Here is a 22,693-nt window from a genome sequence, read left to right as displayed (position 1 = left end):
CCTATTTGGCTAGCTCATTTTTAAATCGTGTCCACCTGATTTATCAGCGGGTTTTGTTGAATTTAAATTAAAATCTACTTCACCTTGATGTTTACCTTTTTTATTAACAACTTCAAATCTTCCATGTTGTGTATCTAAAGCATAATAATTCTTTGTGTTAGAATCAAAATACACATCCCTGTTATTTATTCTAGTAAGTTTAGAATCTTTTTTCCAGCTATTTTGTTTGGCGATATCCACTGATGTTGATTTTATTAAAGCTATTTTTTCATTTACATTCATTTTAGCTATTTTTTTATCAAACTCTGCAACAGCAAAACCACTGTTAGAAACGTTTTTAGCAGCCTTCTCTAGGTTTTTCGCTTTTTTCTCAAGATCACCGACTGTACCAACTACCTTGCCCAGAGTTTTCGTAACGCCGCCTGACGTAACATTTAATACCCCAAAAGCATAATCAGAAGGCTCATATTTCCTATCCGTGCCAAGCTCTTTTCCTTGATACATTTGAATAGCTTCTTTAGCTACATTAATACCAGGATAAATATCAAGTGTGGTGGACATCAATTTATTGGTTGCCTTTTGCTCTTCTATAAACTTATTATATCTTTCTGGTGGGACACCCAAATCACGTAAATTATTCGTTAAATCAATATTTCCAATATTATGTGCTGCAGCTGGAATATCTACCTTATGACTCGCAATTCTATTTGCCGAATCCATTAAGTTACTTACGCTATCTAAACCTGCATTCGCATCTGCATAAATCCCTGGTGCTAATTGTTGTATTTTTTCATAATTCTTATATACCTGAGTCTTGAATTCTTTCGTTTGTTGTACCAATGGAACTAGTTCTGTTTTAAGTTGATGAAGAGAAGATTGGAACTTTTCTGCGTCTTGCTTAATGACTTTAATCTCTTGGGCGGTTTGTTTATAATCAATTTTATACTTATATCTAAAGTAAGCATCAGTTAATGCATCCCAGTCTGTTTGCACCCTAGGCATAGTGGTTTTTAAGTATTCCATCTTTTTATGTTCATTATTATACAGCTGGGTTAGTATATCATTTGTAGCATCCCATGTATTAAGAATCTCTTCTGCAACTGCATCTGTAATTGTGATACCACCCGCAAGAAGTTGTTGTTTTAACTCTTGTGCAGATTTTTTTAGCTCCTTTGCTGTCGCTTTTATTTTTGGAAGTTCCGCTTGTATATTATCCGATACTTCAGTAGTAAATGTATTAAAGTCTTCTGCAGTATGTCCAGAATCTTCTATAGCTTTTAACGTATCTGCAACAAAGGTTTGATCACTTTTATTATACTCCACAAGAAATTTTAAAACAGTTCCCTTTTCAATTAAACTGACTAAAGGTTTTTTCTTCTCTTGATCAAAAATAATAGCATCATGTATTCGAACATATCCTTTTTGTCCTTGATAATTTACGACATACCATGAACCGTATTTTCCTGTGACTTCAATGACTTCTCCACCTTTTACGTTCTGGGCTCTCAAAACACGTTTTAAATCTGGTTCTGGATAGACTTTTTTTACAAGAGATTCTAATGTAATCCAACCTCTTTCCATTTCTCCCTTTTGGTTAAAGTAAAACCCTTTGTCTTTATATGTAAAATCTCCTGTCTGCAATGCTCCTGTAGGATGAGAAAAATACCATTCATAGTCCTTTTTAATCCATCCAGCAGTCATTTCTCCTGAGCCTTCAATATAATAAGGCTTGCCATCTATGGTTTGATATCCAACAGATAATTGGCCAGCTTCATTAAAATAATAGTATTTCCCACTAATTTGTTGTAATCCTTTTTGCATCATACCTGATTCGCTAAAATAATAGCGAGTATTTTCATCTTCAAGCCATCCTTTATGCATAGCTCCGTTTGTATCAAAATAATACTTTTTATCATCAATTATTTGAAAACCAGTTACATGAGTCCCATCTTTATTGTAATAATACCAGTTGTTATTTTCCTGAACCCATCCTCTTTTGTTATCTAACTTAGTCATGGATTCAATCTTAAATATAAAGTCTGCTCCTTTAGAAAATAGTTCTGAATAAAGATTTATTGCTTCCTTCAAATTTTTTAGTTGGTTAGGAGGAAATACTAGTTCTTGATTTTTTTGATATAAATTTAGAAAAGAATGAGTAAAAAGGGCTTTGTTTCTCGATAATTCTATTGAATTGGGTGCTTTTTGATCAAATATGAGAGAATCTGTTGTTCTAACATATCCCACTTCCCCCTGATACTTAACTTTATACCACATACCATACTTTTCAATTACCTCAAGTACTTCGCCATCTTTAACACGCTTAGATTCTACAATAAATTTAGTCTCTGGTTTAGGATATACTCTCTTAATAAAAGATTGTAAGATGATCCATCCTCTATCCATTTCCCCGTACTTATTAAAATGAAATTCTTTTCCCTTATATGTCAGAGGTCCTGTTTTAATTTCTCCATTAGTACTTAAATAAAACTTATCATCTACTGTATCCATCCAGCCAGTTCTTGCTGTTCCTGAATCATCCAAATAATGTGTTTTCCCATTAATGATTTGATAAGAAAAGAGTGATTTTCCACTACTATCAATGTAATAGTTTTTCCCCTCAAGCTCTAACCAGCCAGTATGTTTGACGCCTGGTTTATCGAAGTAGTACTTTTCATTTCCTTCTTGTACCCAGCCAATCTTGTTTGAATCAAAGTTCTCTGCTGCGAATGCAAGAGAGGGAGCAAATGTAGAACATAATAAAAATAACGAAAGTATAATACCTGTAAGCTTCCTCATTTATTCATCTCCTTTTGAAATATATAATTGTTATAGCCTTACAATTATATATAATATTTCTTTATTTTAAAATATATAAATTTAATAATATTAAATCGTGTCCATCGCTTCAATAGGGTGTACTCTATTGGGATACACTTGTGGGTTCTGTTGCAAAGTTTTCGAAACTCAAGTACACTTTGGAAAAAGATGAACGGGAGCGTAACAAATGGGATATTTTAAAGAAAAACGACAATAGTAGCCGTCGGCTACTATTGTCGTTTTTCTTTAAGCTATCGCGATGTAACTGAAATACTGAAGGACCGTGGGGTGTCTGTTTACCCAACAACCATCATGCGCTGGGTTCATGAATATGGTAACTTGATCTATCAAATATGGAAGAAGAAAAAGAAGGAAATTTCTTCTGAAACTGAACTTTCCTAACCTTAGCTTGATAGCGATGTGACGCTATCCTATTATAAAAAAGCTATATGATAAGGATGTCGGAAGAGATAAGATCTTTTATAACATACATTACCCCGTTATATCATGTTTATTAAATTATACTTTATGGCATATTGAACAAGTTCACTTTTTTTAGAAAGATTAAGTTTGTTCAACATTCTCGTCTTATGAGTATCAACCGTTTTTATACTGATAGTTAATTCTTGAGCAATTTCAGACAATGAAAATCCTTTAACAAGAAACTGCAATACCTCCCGTTCACGTGGGCTTAGAATTACATAAGGATTTCGAGACTCTGTTTCGTTTTGCAATCTTTTTAGCATCGTTGAAATTTCCTTTGGGCGAAGGTATAGGTATCCATCCATAACGGAATCAATAGCAGTGTATAATTCTTCATCTACGGCTGCTTTAGGGACGTAACCTGAAGCTCCCGCGTTCATGATTAATGTTATATAGTCTTCGTCTTCGTGCATGGTGAGCACTATGACTTTCGCTTGTTCATAACGTAATTTAATCTTTGTGAGAACTTGGATTCCATCTAAGCGCGGCAAAGATATATCCAATATCAGAATATCGGGCCTTAAAATATCGTAAAGCCGGAGTGCTTCAAGTCCATCAGAGGCTTCACCTACAACTTTTAAGGACGGTCTTTTTTGCAATAGTAGTTTTAAACCTGATCTCATCAAGGCGTGGTCATCAACTAGCATTATGTTGATTGTCTTTTTCATCATGACACCCTTCTCTCTGTTTTAATGGGATAGACACCATAACTTCGGTCCCACCGATATTGTGAGTTTTGATAAAAAATGAACCACCCAGTAATTCGGCTCTTTCCTTCATTCCATATATTCCGATCCGATTTTGCTGGCGAGCTTTTTCAAAATCGGTCTCACGTATACCGTGACCGTTATCATGGATGCTCAACTCGATAGAACAATCCTTGATTTCCATGTTAATCACAATCTCAGTTGCTACTGTATGTTTCACTACATTGGTAAGACTTTCTTGAACAAGTCGGTATAGCGCTACAGCAGTATGACTATCTATGGCAGCAATGTCATCATCGGGAACGTGTAGAATTACAGTAAGAGCGAACTTTTCTTCAAACTTTCTTGCATGTTTCCTTAATGCCGGAATTAAACCTATATCATCAAGGATGGGTGGTCTTAATTCTACCGCTAAATCTCTAATTTCTCGCAAAATACTTGCCGCAGTTTCTCGGCTTACATTAAGTAGCTCCTGTTGCTCGATATCTTTAGCTTCATTAGCCAAAATCCGCATTGTAACCATTAGAAAAGTAAGGGCTTGGCTTGTTTCATCATGAAGTTCACGAGAAATTCTTTTTCTCTCCTCCTCATGAGCGGATAATAGTTTCAAAATCAACGTATCTCGAAGGGCATCCTTTTCTTGAAGTTCCTTCAATAATTTTTCTACTGCAGTGCTGGAACTAATTAGGTTGTCAGCCATTTCATTAAAAGCCCGTGCTAATTTTCCAACTTCATCGTCACCCTCTGCTTTAGCCCTTAAGGATAAATTACCGGCTGATATGCCTGTTGCTGTATCAACTAAACTATTGATTGGTCGAGTAATGATACGAGTCACATAATAAGCTATACCTGCAGCCCCCATACAGACCAAAAATGTAGCAACAACCAATTCTATTATTTTAGTAAAAATATAGCTTTTCGCCTGTTTTTCTGCCATTCCAACTCTAACAAATCCTACATCTCCCTCTTCGATTGGAACCAGTATGTCATGGATATTTCCTTCATCTGAAGTTAGTATAGCGTAATTTCCAGTATTGATATCATCAGGCTTATGTGCGTTTAATATTCCTTTCGGTAAGTGTTTGGAGAATGTATTTCCGACAAGAACATTATTATTGTTAATGACCAGTATATAACGAACGTCTTTGTTAGCTTCCTGTGCCCGGGTAATGAGAAGATGAATCGAATAGTAGTCATCAGTCAGAATGTAATCCGAAGACAATGCCGCAATATTTTCAGCAATATTTACACCACGTTTTTTAAGGTCCTCTGTCATGATTTTTGTGAGTGATTCCCAAATGATACATCCCAATACTAGAGCGAGAAAGAGTAGCGAAACGAATATAGCTCCAAATATCTTTTGGTTTATTTGTAATTTATTCATCCATTTCATAGGTGACCCTCATATAATTGGGGTTCAAATGGAACAAAACGATCAATGAACAGTCCCTGAAACGCTGGTTTTATTATTTCTTGTTCGTGCATAGAAATGAAACTTTCCTTGATAATTCGCTTCTCTTCATTAGGTAAATTACTGCTGATGACAACAGGACCGGTACCAATCGGTTCCGTTTTTTCAATAATTTTCAAATCCTTAATCAGTTCTGGATTTTTAAGTTTGGTACGCTCAAAGACTAAGCTATCAACAGCTGCAGCGTCAACAACACCATTTATCACAGCGCTTAGGGAGCTTTCATGATTATATGTAAAAACATAACGACCAAAGAAATGCTCGGGCGTTTCACTTAATTCAGCTAATTTTTTCCTCACAAAAATATATCCGGAATAACTGGTTGGATCGCTAAAAGCAACGTTTTTCCCTCTTAAATCATGTATACTGGATAGTTCATTTTTGCGGTTTACGACGACATAACCATAATAATATGGAACTCCCATTCGCTCTTGCATGGCAATTGCTTCAAGTCCTTCAACATGTCTGTAGGTAATATATGCTCCTGTTGAAAGTATGGCTATATCAGCACCTCCATTCATCATCAACATACTAATTTCATTATAACTCTTGCGCTGAATTAGAATTACAGGTCTATGAAGCTTCTCTCCAATATAGTTAGCTATTTTCCTATAGTACATAATTGTATCAGTCGGTGATAACACACTTGAAATTGCGATCCGTACAGGAGAGGGCTTGTCATCTTGTGAACCAACAGGCATGGTGTCAGATTCGGAGAAAATAATTTGAGGGCTTGAACGCTCATGCTGACATCCTATTGAAAGTAAAGTAATAAGCAATATAAAAAAAAGCCTCAACCAGTTTATCATACTTTCCTCCATTCTTGCAGGCGAGGGATTTATGTATTATGTGAAAATACCCTAATTGAATCCGATTTACCGAATCCTACTCGATTCAGGGTTTTCAAAATTCATATTTATATATTACTTCAGAACGATCCACGAAATCTATGGAAGATTGTATACAAAACTACTATTCATGTCGAAGTTGTGACAGCAAATAGCCATAAATGTTTTTATGTAGGATATTATCTTACATAAAATCAGATATTTGCTGATAGTTTAACGAGTTGACATATAAGATAATTTAACAAAGGAGGGATGATATAACACAAGTATTTTTGAAAACGTTTCCGACAAGTTGGTCTCTATTGAAATACTAAATTTTATGCCAATCTAAGTTTTTTCCGTAAATCAAAGTAAAGAAATCGAGGTAGATAGTATGTTCTCATTTTTGAAACCTAAAATCGCTACTACAAAAATAGCATCAGACCAGGTTCAAAAAACCTATAGGCTTTTCCGGCTACAATCTTTATTAGGCGTGTTCTTCGGTTATATAGCTTACTATATAGTACGTAACAATTTTGCCTTATCTACTCCTTATCTGAAGGAACAACTCAATCTTAGTGCTACAGAAGTAGGATTATTAAGCAGTTCCATGCTTATCGCTTATGGAATTAGTAAGGGTTTAATGAGTAGTATAGCAGACAAAGCTAATCCTAAAAGGTATATGGTGCTTGGTTTGCTTCTGTGCGCTATGGTCAATATTATGATGGGCTTCAGCACGGCATTCTGGATGTTTGCAGTTCTCGTTGTTCTCAATGGATTTTTTCAGGGAATGGGAGTTGGACCTAGCTTTATTACTATTGCAAACTGGTTCCCGCGTAAGGAAAGAGGAACTGTCGGTGCCATATGGAATATTTCGCACAATATAGGTGGAGGCATCGTAGCGCCTATCGTTGGTGTCAGTTTTGCTATGTTAGGCTCCAATCACTGGCAAGCAGCAAACTACCAGGTTCCGGCTGCAGTAGCTATTGTTATTGCAATGGTGATACTAACCCTTATTAAAGGCTCACCGGTAAGCGAGGGCTTGCCTCTGTTAAGCGAAATCATCAAGGATGAACCCGATTCGAAAATGCAACAAAGGGCTGATTCCAAACCGCCAGTAGACATGAATGCTTGGCAGATTTTTAGGAATTATGTTTTATTTAACAAAAATGCATGGTTCGTTTCCTTGGTGGATGTTTTTGTTTACATGGTTCGTTTCGGCATTATAAGCTGGTTGCCCATTTATTTGTTGAATGTAAAACATTTCACTAAAGAAGAGATGAGTGTTGCCTTTTTATTCTTTGAATGGGCAGCCATTCCTTCTACTCTTCTAGCCGGTTATCTATCAGACAAGTTATTCAAAGGGCACCGCATGCCGCCAGCAATCATTGCTATGACATTGATATTCATCTGTATCATTGGTTACTGGCAAAGTACATCTTTACATTGGGTCACTATTTTCGCTGCTATTATTGGATGCTTGATTTACATTCCGCAGTTTCTGGCTTCAGTACAAACTATGGAGGTGGTTCCACCTTTCGCCGTTGGTTCTGCAGTTGGTTTGCGAGGTTTTATGAGTTACATTCTAGGTGCATCTTTAGGTACTACCCTCTTTGGTGTAATGGTTGACAAGGTAGGATGGAATGGTGGTTTCTATGTATTACTAGCGGCAACTGTATGTTGCATCATATGCTGCATATTGACCCATCGAGGAGCAAAAGAATTCAACAAAAAACAGGTACTTCAATCCTGAAACAACTATATTCTGAGGATATTTCCATTATACAATACTCAAAGTCAGTGTGCTGCTCAACGTAACCAATTTGGTGTCGATGCAGATATAAAGGAGGACGGTTTTTTCTCGAACGGGAATCGAGGGTTCTGGTGCAAATATATGAAGAAGAACACGGATAATAGTAGATTTCTAGCTGAATCGTATTTTATGCTATAAGTCCAAACACTTGGTGGATGAACTCTTTTTGATTTTGGACAGACTGATTGGTCTTACCCCCGTCAAGTAGACAACTGTAAAAAAGACTATGCCGCCATCGAAATTCGATATTCAATTGGAGCTCGATGGTTGAGTCTTTTTTGAAATCGTTTGTAATTATAGTGATAGATGTAGGTTTCAATTGTTTGAATGAGTTCTTTCTCGTTTTGATAAGAATTAAGATTAAACATTTCAGATTTAAAATGAGAGAAGAATGATTCAATGCAAGCATTATATGGCAGTTTCCTTTGCGAGAGTGGCTGCCGATGGCACCTAGTTGTTGAAGCGCATGATAATAAGCACGAGATGTATATTGGAATCCTTGATCTGAGTGGATGATGGTTCCATACACATCTCTTTTTTGTGCTGCTAAACCTAATGTTTTTAGAACAAGTTGTAAATCATTGCGATGCGAGAGTTTCCAAGCTACGATTTCATTGTTATAAATGTCTTGAACGACTGATAAATAGAGAAATTTATCTTTGAATGACAAATAAGTGATATCTGTAACAAGTACCTCATTTGGCTTTCGATTTCGGAATTGTTGTTCTACTACATTTGGAAAAACCTTTGAGGATTTACCTTTGAAAAAGCGTCGCTTTTTACGGATGATTGATTGAATTTGGAGTTCTCGCATAAGTCTGTATACCTTTTTGTGGCTCACTAAAAATCCAGCATCTCGCAAGGCAACTTTCATGCGAGGATAACCGTATTCCTTGTGTTTTATATGAATGGCCTGAATCTGTTCACGCAGTGTATAATCTTTTGAAAGGCGTAATTGTCTTTGTATACATGTTGAGCGCCACTTATAGTAACTAGAGCGATTTAACTGCGCAATGATGACAAGCCATGTTACTTTATATTGAGAACGTAGTTCTTCAATAATCTCATACTTAGCTGTTTGGGCAAGAACACCTCCTATAGATTTGGATACCGCTTTTTTAAATACGCTACCTGAGCCTTGTAATATTCTAATTCCTCTTCAACACTATTGAATTTCGTACGAAGACGACCTTTCAAGGGGGTTTTTAAACCACTATTACCACCGTTGTTTCTTCGTAAATCTGAAATGTCGCCTGTTTCTTGATATTTCCGAACCCAATTCATTAACTGTGTTCTACTTTTCAGCTTATATTTCTTAGCTATAGCTTATTGGCTACCCTCACCATTTAAATAACTTTTTACAACTTGTATCTTTAATTCATTTGAATACGTTTGAAATGTATCTACTTTTTTAACCATAATAAAATCCCCTCCAAGTAAAAGTGTAACACCCATGTCTATTCATGGTCTTTTTACACTGTCTACCTTAAGGGGATAATATCAATCAGTCTGTCCAAAATCAAAAAGAGTTCATCCACCAAGTGTTTGGACTTATAGCATAAAATACGATTCCGCTAGGAATCTACTATTATTCGTGTTCTTCTTCAAATATTTGCACCAGAACCCGAATTACAGGAATTATGGTTCTGGTGCAAAAAATTCAAAATATCTGGAAGTAATCTCCCAAACTTGGACATACTGATACTAGTACTCTAAAAAGGACGTGATCAGTATGAAAAAGCAAAATCTATTCAAGTGGAAACATTATCAACCTGATATTATTTTATTAACCGTAAGATGGTACCTACGGTACAATCTCAGTTTTCGTGATTTAGTCGAAATGATGGAAGAACGCGGGCTATTTATTGCTCATACAACCATCATGCGCTGGGTTCATCAATATGGCCCTGAATTAGATGAGCGATTAAGGTGTCATCTTAAGCCAACCAATGATTCTTGGCGAGTCGATGAGACGTATGTGAAAGTCAAAGGTCAATGGATGTACCTATATCGTTCCGTTGATTCAAAAGGAAATACGATTGATTTTTATTTAAGTAAAACAAGAGATCATAAGGCTGCAAAGCGCTTTTTCAAGAAAGCTTTGCGGTCTTTTCATGTTTCAAAGCCCCGTGTTATCACAGTAGACAAGAACCCAGCCTATCCTATGGCAATTGAAGAGTTGAAGAAAGAGAAAAAGATGCCCGTAGGCATCCAAATAAGGCAGGTAAAATATCTGAATAACATTGTGGAACAAGACCACCGGTTTATTAAAAGACGAGTTCGTTCTATGTTAGGATTAAAGTCATTTAAAACAGCAATCTCTATATTGAGTGGTGTTGAAGCCATGCATATGATGAAAAAAGGGCAACTTGTTTTAATGGACAAATCTGTCCAAAACCAGAAAGAATTTATTCATAAATTGTTTGGCTTAGCTTCATAAAATAGAAATGTAGGGGAAATTGCTACTCTATGTTTCTCTCTAATATTTTTGCACCAAAACCTTATTTTCGAGCTTTCTGGTATTGCAAAAGCAAAGAATGTCCAATTGTCTTTGAATGGTGATAACAGCGTCATTTATGGGAATACAGATTTACTTTACCGTGCGTTTTATAACCTTGTTGAAAACGGTATAAAATATAATGTGAATGGTGGAAGTGTCACCATTGAAGTGTCGATTGAATCTGCCGAAAAGATTTTAATCTCTGTAAAGGATACAGGTATTGGTATTTCTGAAATCAATAAGAAAAATATTTTTGAACCATTTTATCGTGTTGATAAATCTCGTTCCCGTGAAATGGGAGGAGCAGGCTTAGGCCTTTCTATTGTAGAAACCATCATTAAAAGGCATAAAGGCACTATTACTGTAAATGACACCGAAAGTGGTGGTACCTGCTTTACTGTAACTTTAAATAAAATGAAATAAAGTAACATATAAATACAGAGCTTTAAATAGAGGGTCATCCTCATATTTTAAAGCTCTGTATTTTGTGTTCATAGCTGCATTTTCTTAACAAGGATTTAACATCAGTTGCGATAAAATGACGCTATCCAATCAAGTGGGAAGTTTTATCACTTGTGAAGAAATAGATTAATGGAGGCTAAAGTTAATGTTTCAAATTAAAAATGTATACAAGCAGTATAAAAATGGATTTGCTTTATACAATGTTTCAATGAATATCAACAAAGGACTAAACTTTATTGTTGGTGCTTCGGGCAGTGGCAAAACTACACTGCTGAAAATCATTAGCGGTATGGAACAAGACTTTGATGGAGAGGTTCTGTATTGCGGTAAAAATATCAAAGATTTAACGAACAATGAAAAAAGTTATTTTTACAATAACATATTTGGCTTTGTGTGGCAGGATTTTAACTTACTTGAGGAAGCAACCGTTTTAGAAAATGTACTGTTGTCTGGGTATCTAAAAGAGGCACAAAATAAAGAGAATGCGGAAAAAATCCTTAAAGATTTGAAGATTTTTAACTTCGCACAGAAAAAGGTGAAAGATCTTTCGGGTGGTCAAAAGCAGCGTGTTGCCATAGCACGAGAACTTATGAAAAATCCACAGGTCATTATTGCTGATGAACCAACAAGTGCCTTAGACGAAAAAAACGCAAAAATAACAATGGATATTTTAAGAGCTATTTCGAAAAATCGAACGGTTATTGTTGTAACCCATGATACTTCTTTAATTTCTGAAAAGGATCATATATTTGAACTTGATAAGGGCGAGCTTTTTTCAAAGTCAGAAATTCAATTTACAAAAACACCAACACTAAAAATGCAAAGTCGTCCTAATTTATCGCTGAAAAATTCTTTGGTACTTGCAAAATCCAATATAAAAAATAAATTTGGCCGTTTTGTAGTAGCTACTCTCTCTTTTATGGTAGCAGCTATACTGTTGCTTACAACAGTGAATGGAGCAATTAATAACGAGAGTCAAGCGGAGTTTGACAAGTTGTTTGATACTTATGGTGAAGGTATGTTGAACATTACCGTAGTTGATAGTTTTACAAGTGCAAGCGGTTCAGATGGAAATAAGGATGAGAAGCCAAATGCTGATGTAACACAAAAAATTGGAGGGTTATACGAACAATATGTAAATGATGAGCGCGTGAAATTTACCCTGTTTGAACAAAGTTTTAATAATATACGCATCGATGTTGATGGAAAAGAACACGAAGTTGAAAGAACTGGTTCCGCACCTTACATTAATAAATTATTAGCAGGAAAAATGCCTATGGGAAATAGTAATGAGATAGTTGTTCCTGAAAGCTTTGTAAAAAAATTAGGCATTGGGAATGAACAAGTAATTGGAAAAGAAATTACCTTTAATGGTTCGGTCTTTAATGGTTCGGTCTCTAATGGGAACAGTGGAGAACCTATTTTAAAAGACGTATCGATAAAAGCAAAGATTGTTGGTGTAATTGATACAAAGGTAGTATATGAATATAACGGGAAAACGACGGATCATTATATTAATGACGCTTTCTTTTTCAGTAAAACAGCACTTGATGAAATGGGAAAACAGGCGGAAATCAATAATGAACAGATGAATTTTATAATTCGTGCAAAAACTCCAACAGATATGATTTCTATTAAAGATGAGTTAAATACAAAAGGTATTGTTCCTCTTGGAGATTTTGAACGTGTTGAGGACATTGTAAGACTTAATGCACAAACGACCGAACAGACTGAATCTGCAAGCCTTAGCATTAATCTTTTATCAGTTGTGATGGTAATTGCAATCTTTCTTATTACAGGCATTATGAGAAAGAGAGAATATGCAATTTATAAAATCAGCGGTTATAATAACAAGCATTTAAGCTTGCTCATTTTCACTGAAATATTCATTACAACGGCTACGGCAATCCTTTTCTTACTTGTTACCTCCCCCCTCATTAATTTGGTAACTAAAGCCGAGTTTAGTGTTAATATTTTAAGTGCAAAAATGCTGTTCACAGGTGTACTTATGTTAATGGGAGTTGCAGTTGTGGCATTTGGAGTAACGATCACTACTTTTGTAAAACTCAATGTATCTGCTGTACTCAAAACTGGTGATCGATAATGATACAGATAAAGAATCTTACAAAAAAGTATGAGAAAGCACTTATTTTTGACAATATGAGTTTTGATTTTCCTAACAAAGGATTGATCTGTCTTTTAGGTGCATCAGGTAGCGGTAAAAGTACGCTTCTTAATATACTTGCTGGCTTTGACAGCGACTATGAAGGTGACGTATCCGTAGGTGATACATCAATTAGTAGAATGAGAGTAGATGAGCTTTGTGCATATCGAAGGGATAATATTGGCTTTGTTTTTCAAGACTATCATCTTTTACGTGGATATACCGTACGTGAAAACATCTTACTTCCATCAGAGTTATATCCAGGGGATAAAGTAGAATATATCAATAATGCCCAGAAGCTGTTAGATCAACTTGGATTGTCATCGAAGACAAATGAAAAAATAGAAAATCTTTCAGGTGGTCAAAAACAAAGAGTTGCCATAGCGAGAGCATTAAGTAGCAATCCGTCTATTATTTTGGCGGATGAACCGACTGGAGCGCTAGACCGAAGCAATTCAACAGAAATAATGAAGCTTTTGAAAGAAATATCAAAAGACTGTTTAGTCATAGTCATCACACATGATCAAAAAATATGTGACTTCGCTGATGAGGTAATCTCTATTGAAAAGGGTAAAATTGTCGCTGACTATACAGCGGTAAAATGCGTAAAAAAAAGCGAGAAAAAGGTTATATATAATCAGACTGTAAGAGTTTCAGCTTTTAAACGAGGACTTATGAATTTTAAGGTGCATTTTATGCGATATATTTTGGTTAGTTTAGCGATTTCTATCGGCATCCTTGCCTTTATGTTGTCCTTATCATCGGGAAATATTATGGAACAGTCTATTGCTGATTTCAAGGAAAAAAACACTGCTTTTAACAATGGATACATCAAAGGTGAAGATGACGGAACAGTTTTTGAATTGTTAAAATCCGATCAGCGTATCGAAAATGTTTATTATCAATACAAAATTGATAATGTGTCTTTAAGCCTAGAAGATAAATCTGAAACAATGATTGAGAAATATCCAATGCCAAAAGCTACCGAAAGTATGTCTTATGGCACTATGCCAAAGAAAGGGACAAATGAAATATCCCTTACGCCAAGCCTCGCGAAAAAATTCGATAAAGATATAAAAGGTTTAATTGGTCAAAGACTCACATTGAAGTATGACGGAAAAGTTTACAAGTTGACCGTTAGCGGTATATATAACGCTGGCTATGATGATTTCATCGTATCCTCTGATGTTGAACAGAAGTTTTATAAGAATATCAAGGATAAAGAATGTTATTCAATTAGCTATGATGTGATAAACTTCGATGATATTGTTTCTGTGAGCGAAATGCTGAAAGCAAAAGATGTAAAAAGCAAAAATGTTTCAAGCGAAGTTGCAGCCTTGCAAAACACTTTTAATAGTCTTAGTCGTTTGTTCTTACTATTATCTAGTTTGATTTTAGTAATTGGTCTCTTTATCAGCATTATTATGCTTGTTAAATTACAAAATTCAAGATTTAGGGAATTGGGACTATTATCTGCGCTAGGTTTTAGTAAAGGTACAATACGAAGAATGATTATTTGCGAGAATATATTGTTGTCGGGATTGGCGTCTGTTTTTAATGCTGTTCTAATTGGTTGCATCTATGTAGTAAGTGGTGCTTTTGAATTTAGTTTAGTTATCACGATCCAACAAATGTTTCTCTCCATTCTTGTGACAGCAATTGTTGTCATCGTTATCAGCATAATTGCAAGCCATAGGCTTATTCATACTGAGCCTGCTGTTGCATTAAGAAAGTAAATGTCTCAAACGAAACATGTGGTTACCTATCAAATAAAAAAATGGAGATTGTACTACAAGGGGTACAGCCACACATCCATCAACTTAAGGATTTAGACTATTCTTGAAGTTAAAAGCACGTTACTATTCTCTTATGTTAATGAGAAAGGATGACGTGCTTTTTATGAATATGCATCAAAAACAAGAGTTGTCTTTATTTGCTGAAGAGTTATATCGATATATGTCTCCCGCTACACTTAATCAATTAGCTATAGAAGCAGGCGGAATGAAACGAAAACGGAAATGCCATGGGCACCATTTTTTATCTTTATGTGTATGGTTAAATCAACAAATCGCTACTACCTCTCTTACTCAACTTTGTAGTCAATTAGAAACTTCAACAGGAATTTTATTAAGTCCTGAGGGACTTAATCGACGATTTAACTCGGCTTCTGTAGCCTTCTTTCGAACTGTATTTACTACACTTCTACAAGCTAAAATTGGGGGATTATCTAAGATTTCTCATTCTCTTTCTGCTTACTTTGAGCGTATTCTTATCCTTGATTCTACAACATTTCAAGTGCCGGATCGATTTGTATCTACTTATCCTGGTGCCGGAGGATGTAGTCATAAAGCTGGTGTGAAAATTCAACTAGAGTATGACTTGTTGAGTGGAGAATTTTCTGATGTGAAAATTGAACCAGGAAAACGAAGTGATCAGGCGTATGGTGCGACTCGAACAGGCATGGCACAAAAGAATGAACTATATATTCGTGACTTAGGATATTTTCGTTTACAAGACTTTAAGTCTATTCAAGATAAGCAAGGATATTATTTATCACGTCTTAAGTTACCAACTAAGATATATAGAAAAGAATTCGAAACAGTCGTGTTTAAAACAAAACCCGCTCAACTGAGGCCGGTATATATACAAATTCATTTGGAAGACATCATGAACCAATTACAACCTGGCCAAGTGTATGAATTACATGATGTATATGTAGGGAGCAAAGACAAACTACCTACTCGCATTGTGGTTTATAAATGTACGGAGGAGCAAAAACAAAAACGCCTACGTGATCGAGCTATTCGTGAAAAGAAAAAAGGAATTACATATACAGAGCGTACGAAACTTTTACAAGGAATTACGGTATATATGACAAACATTCCTACGGAATGGGTACCAAAAGAGAAAATCTATGATTTATATTCACTACGTTGGCAAATTGAACTGTTATTTAAAATATGGAAATCCTGGTTTCAAATTCATCGTTGTAAATCTATTAAACAAGAGCGATTAGAATGTCATCTTTATGGACAACTCATTAGTATCCTATTATGTTCTTCTACAATGTTTAAGATGAGAGAACTCCTGTTACGTAAGAAACAGAAAGAGCTAAGTGAATATAAAGCGATGTACATAATTAAAGATTATTTTTCACTTTTTTACCAAGCATTACACAAAAACACCCAAGAGCTATCAAAGGTTCTCCTTCGTCTGTTTAACCTCCTACAGCGCAACGGACGAAAATCTCATCGATACGAGAAAAAGACAGTCTTTGATATTTTGGGTGTTGTGTATGAGTATACCACTTCTACTCATCAGGTAGCATAGTAAAAAAATTCAAACCCGTCAGGGTTTATTTGATATGCCTACTTTTATAACATCTATAAACGATAATAAAATACTACGTGAAAAAACCGCGTTTTGTATAAAAATATACCTTAAGTTGATGGATGTGGGGTACAGCCACATGCCCATCAAGCTAATATTTTGAAGTGTCCCCAAAACGAAAATTTTATTATTTTATAGTTATTTATGAGAATTCAACTCATTTTCTTCGTTTTGGGGAACTACCAATTTCTTAAGTTGATGGGCATGTATAGTGACCCCTATTTAAACTATGAATAACCTATACATATGAAGTTTACATAAAACATCATTATCTGTAGCAAAAATGTTAATACCGTAATTACATAAAGAAAAAGAATCCCTTATGATTTCTGGGATTCTTTTTCTTGTTTAAAGTTTGCTCACACAAATGATCTGCACATCAATTCATTCTTGATATACAGATCATTTGTATGATATTTTTTTACATATAATTGCAATTGCGGAATAATGAACTTACATTACTGCTTTTAAAAGCTCTCCTACTAATGGGATTATTGCACCTAAGAATGATAAAACTGCCATTGCGATTGCCATATTATTTCCTCCTCCTATTTTGTATAGTAAGATAATGAACTTACATTACTGCTTTTAAAAGTTCTGCTACGAACGGGATGATTCCACCTAAAAATTTTAAAACTGCCATTGCGATTGCCATATTATTTCCTCCTCTTATTTTGTATAGTATGTTGTAAATCTTTATACCCTTATAATAGTAAGCGCTTACATATATATCAATACATTTTTATATGCAATATTGCATAATATTACATATGTTATTCATGTTATGTTTAAAAATTATAATATACTTAAAAAGTATATAATCATGAAAGGAGATACACTATGTTACCAAATACAACACGTAAACTTAACAAAAAGAAGAAATGGATTATCAGTGGGGTTATTACACTAATTGTTATCGTTGCAGCCATCAATATTTTTGTCATGCAAGGCAAGAAGAAGGGTGAGGCAAAGGCAGATGCTGTTAGCTTCGAAAAAGTAACAGAGCGTAAACTTAATAATACAAAATTGATTTCAGGGCAGGTGAAACCTGGGAATATTGAAAGCTTTTATGCAGATCCGACAAAAGGAAAAGTAAAGGATATTGAAGTGAAAGAAGGGCAAGAAGTAGAGAAAGGAACGAAATTATTCTCTTATGATAATGAAGAAATTAATTCACAGATGAAGCAAGCTGAACTTGATCAAAAAATGGCTATTATGCGTTATGATCAAGGGCAAAAGAAAATAGATTCCATAAAGAAAGAGATTAAGAAGGCGAAAGATAGCGGTGCTGGGAAAGAAGTAACAGATCCGTTAGAAGAGGAAGTAAGTCAATTAGAAGTACAGCAAAAAACAACTGACCTAGAGAAAGAAAAAGGTCAATTACAAACAGAGCAGTTAAAGAAAAAACAAAATGAACTTACTATTTATAGTAATTTTTCGGGTGTTGTACAAAAGCTAGATAAAGATGCAGCACAAAGCTCAGCGCGAGCAATGGGCGGACAAGGAAAAGCATTCTTACAAATTGCTTCTAAAGATCCATTCCAAATTCAAGGGACATTAACAGAAATTCAAAAATCAAAAATTCAAAAAGATCAAATATTCACTGTAACTACAAAAGCGAATAGTAAGAAGAAGTGGACAGGGAAGATCATAGAAGTAAGTGAGTTCCCAACGAGTGCAGAAATGACAGCAGCCGGCGCAGGCGGTGAAGCAACACAAAATATGTCTCAGTATACATATAAAGCTAGTTTAGATGGACAAGAAGGATTGTCTCCAGGCTATCATGTATCCTTACAAGTCAATTTAGAAAACAAGAATATGATTGCTGTTCCTAGCAAGAGCATTGTAGAAAAAGGCAAAGATGCATTTGTTTATGTAGAAGAAAAAGGAAAGCTTAGTAAACAAAGTGTGAAAAAAGGTTCTACTGATGGAGACTGGACAGAAGTTCTTGAAGGCGTAACAGTGGGGCAAAAGGTGGTCAAAAATCCTTCCGACAACGTGTATGACGGAATGGAAGTGAAAGAAAAATGATTACGTTAAATAACATTTATAAAACATATTATCAAGGGAAGCTTGCGGTACCGATTTTACACGGTATTAGCTTAACAATTCAAAGCGGTGAGTTTGTTTCTATTATGGGACCATCTGGTTCAGGGAAATCGACGCTCATGAATATTATCGGTTGTTTAGATCGTCCAACAGAAGGTGAATATATGTTGAATGATGTAAATATCTTAACAGCAGATGAGAAGAAACTTGCCCTCATTCGTAATGAATATATTGGCTTTGTTTTTCAACATTTTAACTTACTACCACGTCTTTCAGCAGTAGAAAATGTCGAACTTCCGCTTATATACAGCGGCGTAAAGAAAGCAGAGCGCCGCCAGCGGGCTCTTGAGGCACTTGGAAAAGTCGGATTGTCAGACCGAGTAAGTCATTTACCAAGTGAGCTATCAGGTGGGCAAAAGCAGCGTGTAGCTATCGCTCGCGCAATTGCAAATGATCCGACGTTTATTATGGCTGATGAGCCAACCGGTGCACTTGATACGAAATCTGGTGAACAGGTTATGGATATTTTTACAAAGTTAAATGCGGAAGGTACAACAATTGTTATGGTTACGCATGAAGAGGAAGTTGCTGCGTATTCTTCACGCCGAATTGTACTACGAGATGGGAAAATTACAGAAGATAGAAGGTGTGCGGTATGAGTTTACTAGATAGTATAAAAATTGCCCTATCTTCTATTCTAGCTCATAAACTGCGCTCAGCACTTACGATGCTCGGGATTATTATCGGCGTCGGTTCCATTATTATTGTTGTCGCGATTGGGCAGGGCGGGGAAGCCGCATTAAAATCACAATTTGTTGGTTCTGGAAATAGTGTGATTTCTATTCACTATAGTGCTGACATGAATGATCCATCCGGTATGGAATCAATGGGACAACCAAAATTGACGGAAGAAGATATTTTTGAAATTAAGAAGATTCCAGAGATTGCACATGTAATTAAGACAAATTCAAATATGGAAACACTTGATGTTAATGATAAAAAAGAGATGGTAAATATAAAAGGGCTAGACGGTGAATACTTTGCTGTAAATAAAGTTAAGGTGAAAAAAGGTCGTTCTTTAAATGATACAGATATTGAACAAGGAAATAATGTTGTCATGATTAGCACTGGTTTAGAAAAAAAGATATTTGAAAAAGAGAATCCCATTGGAAAAATCATCGAAATGAAAGGCCAACCAATGCAAATCATTGGTGTATATGAAGCTACAGGTGGATTTATGGGAATGGGAGATTCCGAGGCGTTAATTTCATTAACGTTATGGCCAACGTTGTATGGAACAGATGAAATTCAAAGTATTTCTGTTCAAGCGAAAAAAGTCGATAATTTAGATGCCGCTGGAAAGAAAGCAGCTGATGTATTAAATAGTCGTAAGCCAAGTGAGTTTACAGGTAAATATGAGGTACTAAACTTAAAAGAAATTCAAGAGGGTATTTCTAAAATGACAAATATCATGACGATGATTATCGGTGGTATTGCTGGTATCTCACTAGTCGTTGGTGGTATCGGTGTTATGAACATTATGCTTGTATCTGTAACAGAGCGTACTCGTGAGATTGGGGTACGTAAAGCACTTGGAGCAACGCGTAGTAAAATCTTATTACAGTTCTTAATTGAAGCTGTTATGTTAACGCTTCTTGGAGGACTAATTGGAATTGGCCTTGGTTATGGAGGTGCATATATTGTGTCAACATTTGCAAAATGGCCACCACTTGTTTCATGGCAAGTAGTCGTTGGCGGTGTGTTATTCTCTATGACACTTGGTATTATTTTCGGGTTGATTCCAGCGAACAAAGCAGCAAAATTAGATCCAATTGAAGCCCTTCGTTATGAATAAGTTTATTAGTAGAAAGCTCTTTATTTAATGTGGTTCTGATAAAAAGATAAAACAAAAAAGAATCCCTCGTTCCTTTTGGGATTCTTTTTTGTTTGCAAATGTATACCTTTACAAACGGTCGGCTTCTTTGAGGAAAAGCAAGCATGTACCGAAAGGTATTAATATTTTAAGAACGTTCCTAAAATATATTTTTGATATTTTGGAATGCTGTGTTTGTATTACTTTGCGTAATACAAAAAGGTGTACCTTTACGAACGAAAAAAACTCCTTCCACGATTGGTGAAAGGAGTTGCCATATTTTGAAAGGGTATTTTAATTTTAATATATGAGGTAAAAAACTTGTATTGATAAAGTATACCTTTTGGTATGTTTTTTTGCAGACGTATCAAGAACTCTTTTATGTTTAGATGCATGAGAATAAAAACTGCTCGAAAAGGTATACTTATATGGAAATATTGGGAGTTCTCCTTATCACTAAATACATAAAAATTATAATTACACTCAAAAGTGTAATTATAGAAATTTAATTTATTGAGAAATTAGAATTTTCATAAAAATAGGTTGTTTTTCCAATATTTTCCCTCTATAATTTGGATGTACCACATGATTATATAATGAAGGAGGAGTTCATAATGGGACGTTGGATTATAGTAACAAGTGAAAATCATGAACCTAAATTAACAGTGTCTGAAACAAAAGAATTACAGAAACTACAAGAAAAAAAATAAAGAAGATAAAGAGGACAGTCTTATGATGTCCTCTTTATCTATACATAAATCCATGAAAGATTGTATTCATTTACTTTATTTTATTTAACTGGAGGTTATTAGAATGCTATATTCTTGGGAAAGAGAAACCTTAGAAGAAATTGCGCATCAACGTATTATGGATACGTTCAAAGAATTAAGTTTTTCGGTGAAAAAAAGAGCTTTTGGAGATAAAATACAAACCACATACGTGGAATTATTTAATTTAAATCAACAGATTGAATCATTCGGCGTAGGAAAAGGGAAGTACAATGAATTAGGCGCATTGTTTGAGGCCTTAGAGCATTATACTCTGGAGAACATGCCAATGAAAGAGTGTGATTATTTTTCTTCTCATCATATTGCGAAGAACCCGATATTTAACGGAGAGCGTGTTATGCAATTGATAGTAGAAGAACCAGATCAACAATTACTTTGTAAAAAATACTATGCTTTGAATAATACACAACAACATGTATGGTATCCATTTTTTATTGCCAATCCACATTATATGCAACATCCAATTGAAACGGATACTTATCAGTATCAGAAAGTACAACGATACAGTTCTAATAGTGGAACAGCTATTGGTTCCACTTTACATGAAGCGATTATTCATGCAACGAATGAAGTCATTGAAAGGGATGCCTTTTCTTTATTCCTACTTCGGCATTTCTACTATGATATGCCAGATCATACATTAAATATAATTCATCCAAATACACTTCCATCATCCCTAAAAGAAACGATTGTACATGCAGAAGAGGAGTTACAAGAGGAAATTATACTATTGAATATAACAACGGAAGTTGCAATTCCAACTATATTAGCTGTTACAAAAAATAAAAAGCATACTGGTATATTTGGGCTCGGTACATCTTTATACCCTGAATATGCTATCTTGCGAAGTATTACAGAATTGGTTCAAGTGAATCATATCGCTTCTGCAAATATTGGTGATGAGCTAGCACATCGAGAGCATTTTTTGAATCAATTACAGCCGTATCCTCGTCATTATGCTTGTGCAGAAATGAATATGTGTTCCGTATTTAATCAATTTCCAGCAACTTATGTTTCGTTTGAGGATTTTCCGAGATTTTCAGAACGTAATTTAATACTTTACATCGAAGAAATGCAAGAACGATTGCACCAACAACATTTTTCTATCTATTATTCTCCAGTCAAAGAGTTTTCCAATGGTATAAAAATCATACATGTACTAATTCCACAAATGGAGCGTTTTTTATTGATTACAAATGGTCAATTGGTGTTCCCGTCCGAAAGAGGTATGAAAAAGAATCTTAAATTACAGTCCAGTTTATAAAAAACACCCTATAAAGGGGACTAAGAAAAATGCTAATCCGCCCTATATGAGGTACCATCAACATTTTAACGTTTGTTGATGGTAC

15 protein-coding genes and 3 pseudogenes are annotated in these 22,693 nt (G+C 35.1%); 12 read left to right on the top strand and 6 right to left on the bottom strand.

Annotated elements, in window-relative coordinates; genetic code table 11:
- Nucleotides 1-9: 9 nt before the first annotated feature.
- On the bottom strand, nucleotides 10-2,796 hold the full coding sequence (locus tag QRE67_RS26495) for an SH3 domain-containing protein (RefSeq protein ID WP_286125557.1): 2,787 nt from the start codon (nucleotides 2,794-2,796) through the stop codon (nucleotides 10-12).
- Nucleotides 2,797-3,004: 208 nt separating this feature from the next.
- Between QRE67_RS26495 and QRE67_RS26490 the strand changes: the two are divergent.
- Nucleotides 3,005-3,192: pseudogene (locus QRE67_RS26490) on the top strand (IS6 family transposase); the annotation flags it as partial.
- 125 nt (nucleotides 3,193-3,317) lie between these two features.
- Here QRE67_RS26490 and QRE67_RS26485 read toward each other — a convergent pair.
- The 3 genes from QRE67_RS26485 to QRE67_RS26475 are packed head-to-tail and all read right to left on the bottom strand — an operon-like array spanning nucleotide 3,318 to nucleotide 6,287.
- Nucleotides 3,318-3,968, bottom strand: coding sequence for a response regulator (locus QRE67_RS26485; protein WP_286125570.1), 651 nt, complete (start codon nucleotides 3,966-3,968; stop codon nucleotides 3,318-3,320).
- On the bottom strand, nucleotides 3,937-5,400 hold the full coding sequence (locus QRE67_RS26480; RefSeq protein ID WP_286125555.1) for a HAMP domain-containing sensor histidine kinase: 1,464 nt from the start codon (nucleotides 5,398-5,400) through the stop codon (nucleotides 3,937-3,939). The genes QRE67_RS26485 and QRE67_RS26480 overlap by 32 nt, the downstream gene beginning before the upstream one ends.
- The gene (locus tag QRE67_RS26475) at nucleotides 5,397-6,287 is read right to left on the bottom strand and encodes a substrate-binding domain-containing protein (RefSeq protein ID WP_286125554.1); all 891 of its coding nucleotides are present in this window, start codon (nucleotides 6,285-6,287) and stop codon (nucleotides 5,397-5,399) included. The genes QRE67_RS26480 and QRE67_RS26475 overlap by 4 nt, the downstream gene beginning before the upstream one ends.
- 412 nt (nucleotides 6,288-6,699) lie before the next feature.
- Between QRE67_RS26475 and pgtP the strand changes: the two genes are divergently transcribed.
- A complete protein-coding gene (gene pgtP, locus QRE67_RS26470) occupies nucleotides 6,700-8,058 on the top strand; it encodes a phosphoglycerate transporter PgtP (RefSeq protein ID WP_286125553.1) in 1,359 nt (452 codons plus the stop codon).
- Between the two features lie 187 nt (nucleotides 8,059-8,245).
- Here pgtP and QRE67_RS26465 read toward each other — a convergent pair whose 3' ends face one another.
- Together QRE67_RS26465 and QRE67_RS26460 are read right to left on the bottom strand one after the other, a co-directional pair.
- On the bottom strand, nucleotides 8,246-9,181 hold the full coding sequence (locus QRE67_RS26465) for an IS3 family transposase (protein ID WP_286125569.1): 936 nt from the start codon (nucleotides 9,179-9,181) through the stop codon (nucleotides 8,246-8,248).
- A gap of 32 nt (nucleotides 9,182-9,213) precedes the next feature.
- On the bottom strand, nucleotides 9,214-9,402 hold the full coding sequence (locus tag QRE67_RS26460) for a hypothetical protein (protein ID WP_286125552.1): 189 nt from the start codon (nucleotides 9,400-9,402) through the stop codon (nucleotides 9,214-9,216).
- A gap of 448 nt (nucleotides 9,403-9,850) precedes the next feature.
- On the opposite strand from QRE67_RS26460, the gene QRE67_RS26455 reads away from it, so the two are divergent.
- The 10 genes and pseudogenes from QRE67_RS26455 to QRE67_RS26415 all read left to right on the top strand — a co-directional run bounded on the left by QRE67_RS26455 (nucleotide 9,851) and on the right by QRE67_RS26415 (nucleotide 22,608).
- The gene (locus tag QRE67_RS26455; RefSeq protein ID WP_286125551.1) at nucleotides 9,851-10,558 is read left to right on the top strand and encodes an IS6 family transposase; all 708 of its coding nucleotides are present in this window, start codon (nucleotides 9,851-9,853) and stop codon (nucleotides 10,556-10,558) included.
- A gap of 48 nt (nucleotides 10,559-10,606) precedes the next feature.
- Nucleotides 10,607-11,041 (top strand): annotated as a pseudogene (locus tag QRE67_RS26450) (sensor histidine kinase); the annotation flags it as partial.
- A gap of 184 nt (nucleotides 11,042-11,225) precedes the next feature.
- A complete protein-coding gene (locus QRE67_RS26445) occupies nucleotides 11,226-13,184 on the top strand; it encodes an ABC transporter ATP-binding protein/permease (RefSeq protein WP_286125550.1) in 1,959 nt (652 codons plus the stop codon).
- Nucleotides 13,184-13,691: pseudogene (locus QRE67_RS28965) on the top strand (ABC transporter ATP-binding protein); the annotation flags it as partial. The gene QRE67_RS26445 and the pseudogene QRE67_RS28965, both read left to right, overlap by 1 nt.
- Before the next feature lie 20 nt (nucleotides 13,692-13,711).
- Nucleotides 13,712-14,980: an ABC transporter permease gene (locus tag QRE67_RS26440; protein ID WP_502874006.1), complete on the top strand. Its 1,269-nt coding sequence runs from the start codon at nucleotides 13,712-13,714 to the stop codon at nucleotides 14,978-14,980.
- Nucleotides 14,981-15,143: 163 nt separating this feature from the next.
- A complete protein-coding gene (locus tag QRE67_RS26435) occupies nucleotides 15,144-16,574 on the top strand; it encodes an IS4 family transposase (RefSeq protein WP_286121019.1) in 1,431 nt (476 codons plus the stop codon).
- A 900-nt stretch (nucleotides 16,575-17,474) separates the two neighbouring features.
- Nucleotides 17,475-18,665 (top strand): efflux RND transporter periplasmic adaptor subunit, encoded by a 1,191-nt coding sequence (locus tag QRE67_RS26430; protein ID WP_286125547.1) that lies wholly within the window; start codon nucleotides 17,475-17,477, stop codon nucleotides 18,663-18,665.
- On the top strand, nucleotides 18,662-19,342 hold the full coding sequence (locus QRE67_RS26425; RefSeq protein ID WP_286125546.1) for an ABC transporter ATP-binding protein: 681 nt from the start codon (nucleotides 18,662-18,664) through the stop codon (nucleotides 19,340-19,342). Before QRE67_RS26430 ends, QRE67_RS26425 begins: the two co-directional genes overlap by 4 nt.
- Nucleotides 19,339-20,538, top strand: a complete 1,200-nt coding sequence (locus QRE67_RS26420) for an ABC transporter permease (RefSeq protein WP_286125545.1) — start codon at nucleotides 19,339-19,341, stop codon at nucleotides 20,536-20,538. Before QRE67_RS26425 ends, QRE67_RS26420 begins: the two co-directional genes overlap by 4 nt.
- Before the next feature lie 831 nt (nucleotides 20,539-21,369).
- Nucleotides 21,370-22,608: a YcaO-like family protein gene (locus QRE67_RS26415; protein ID WP_286125544.1), complete on the top strand. Its 1,239-nt coding sequence runs from the start codon at nucleotides 21,370-21,372 to the stop codon at nucleotides 22,606-22,608.
- Nucleotides 22,609-22,693 lie beyond the last annotated feature (85 nt).

The sequence above is a fragment of the Bacillus sp. DX3.1 genome (assembly GCF_030292155.1).
Taxonomy (GTDB): Bacteria; Bacillota; Bacilli; order Bacillales; family Bacillaceae_G; genus Bacillus_A.
The sequence above is the reverse complement of the archived record's forward strand: the minus strand, read 5'-3'. Positions and strand labels throughout refer to the sequence as shown.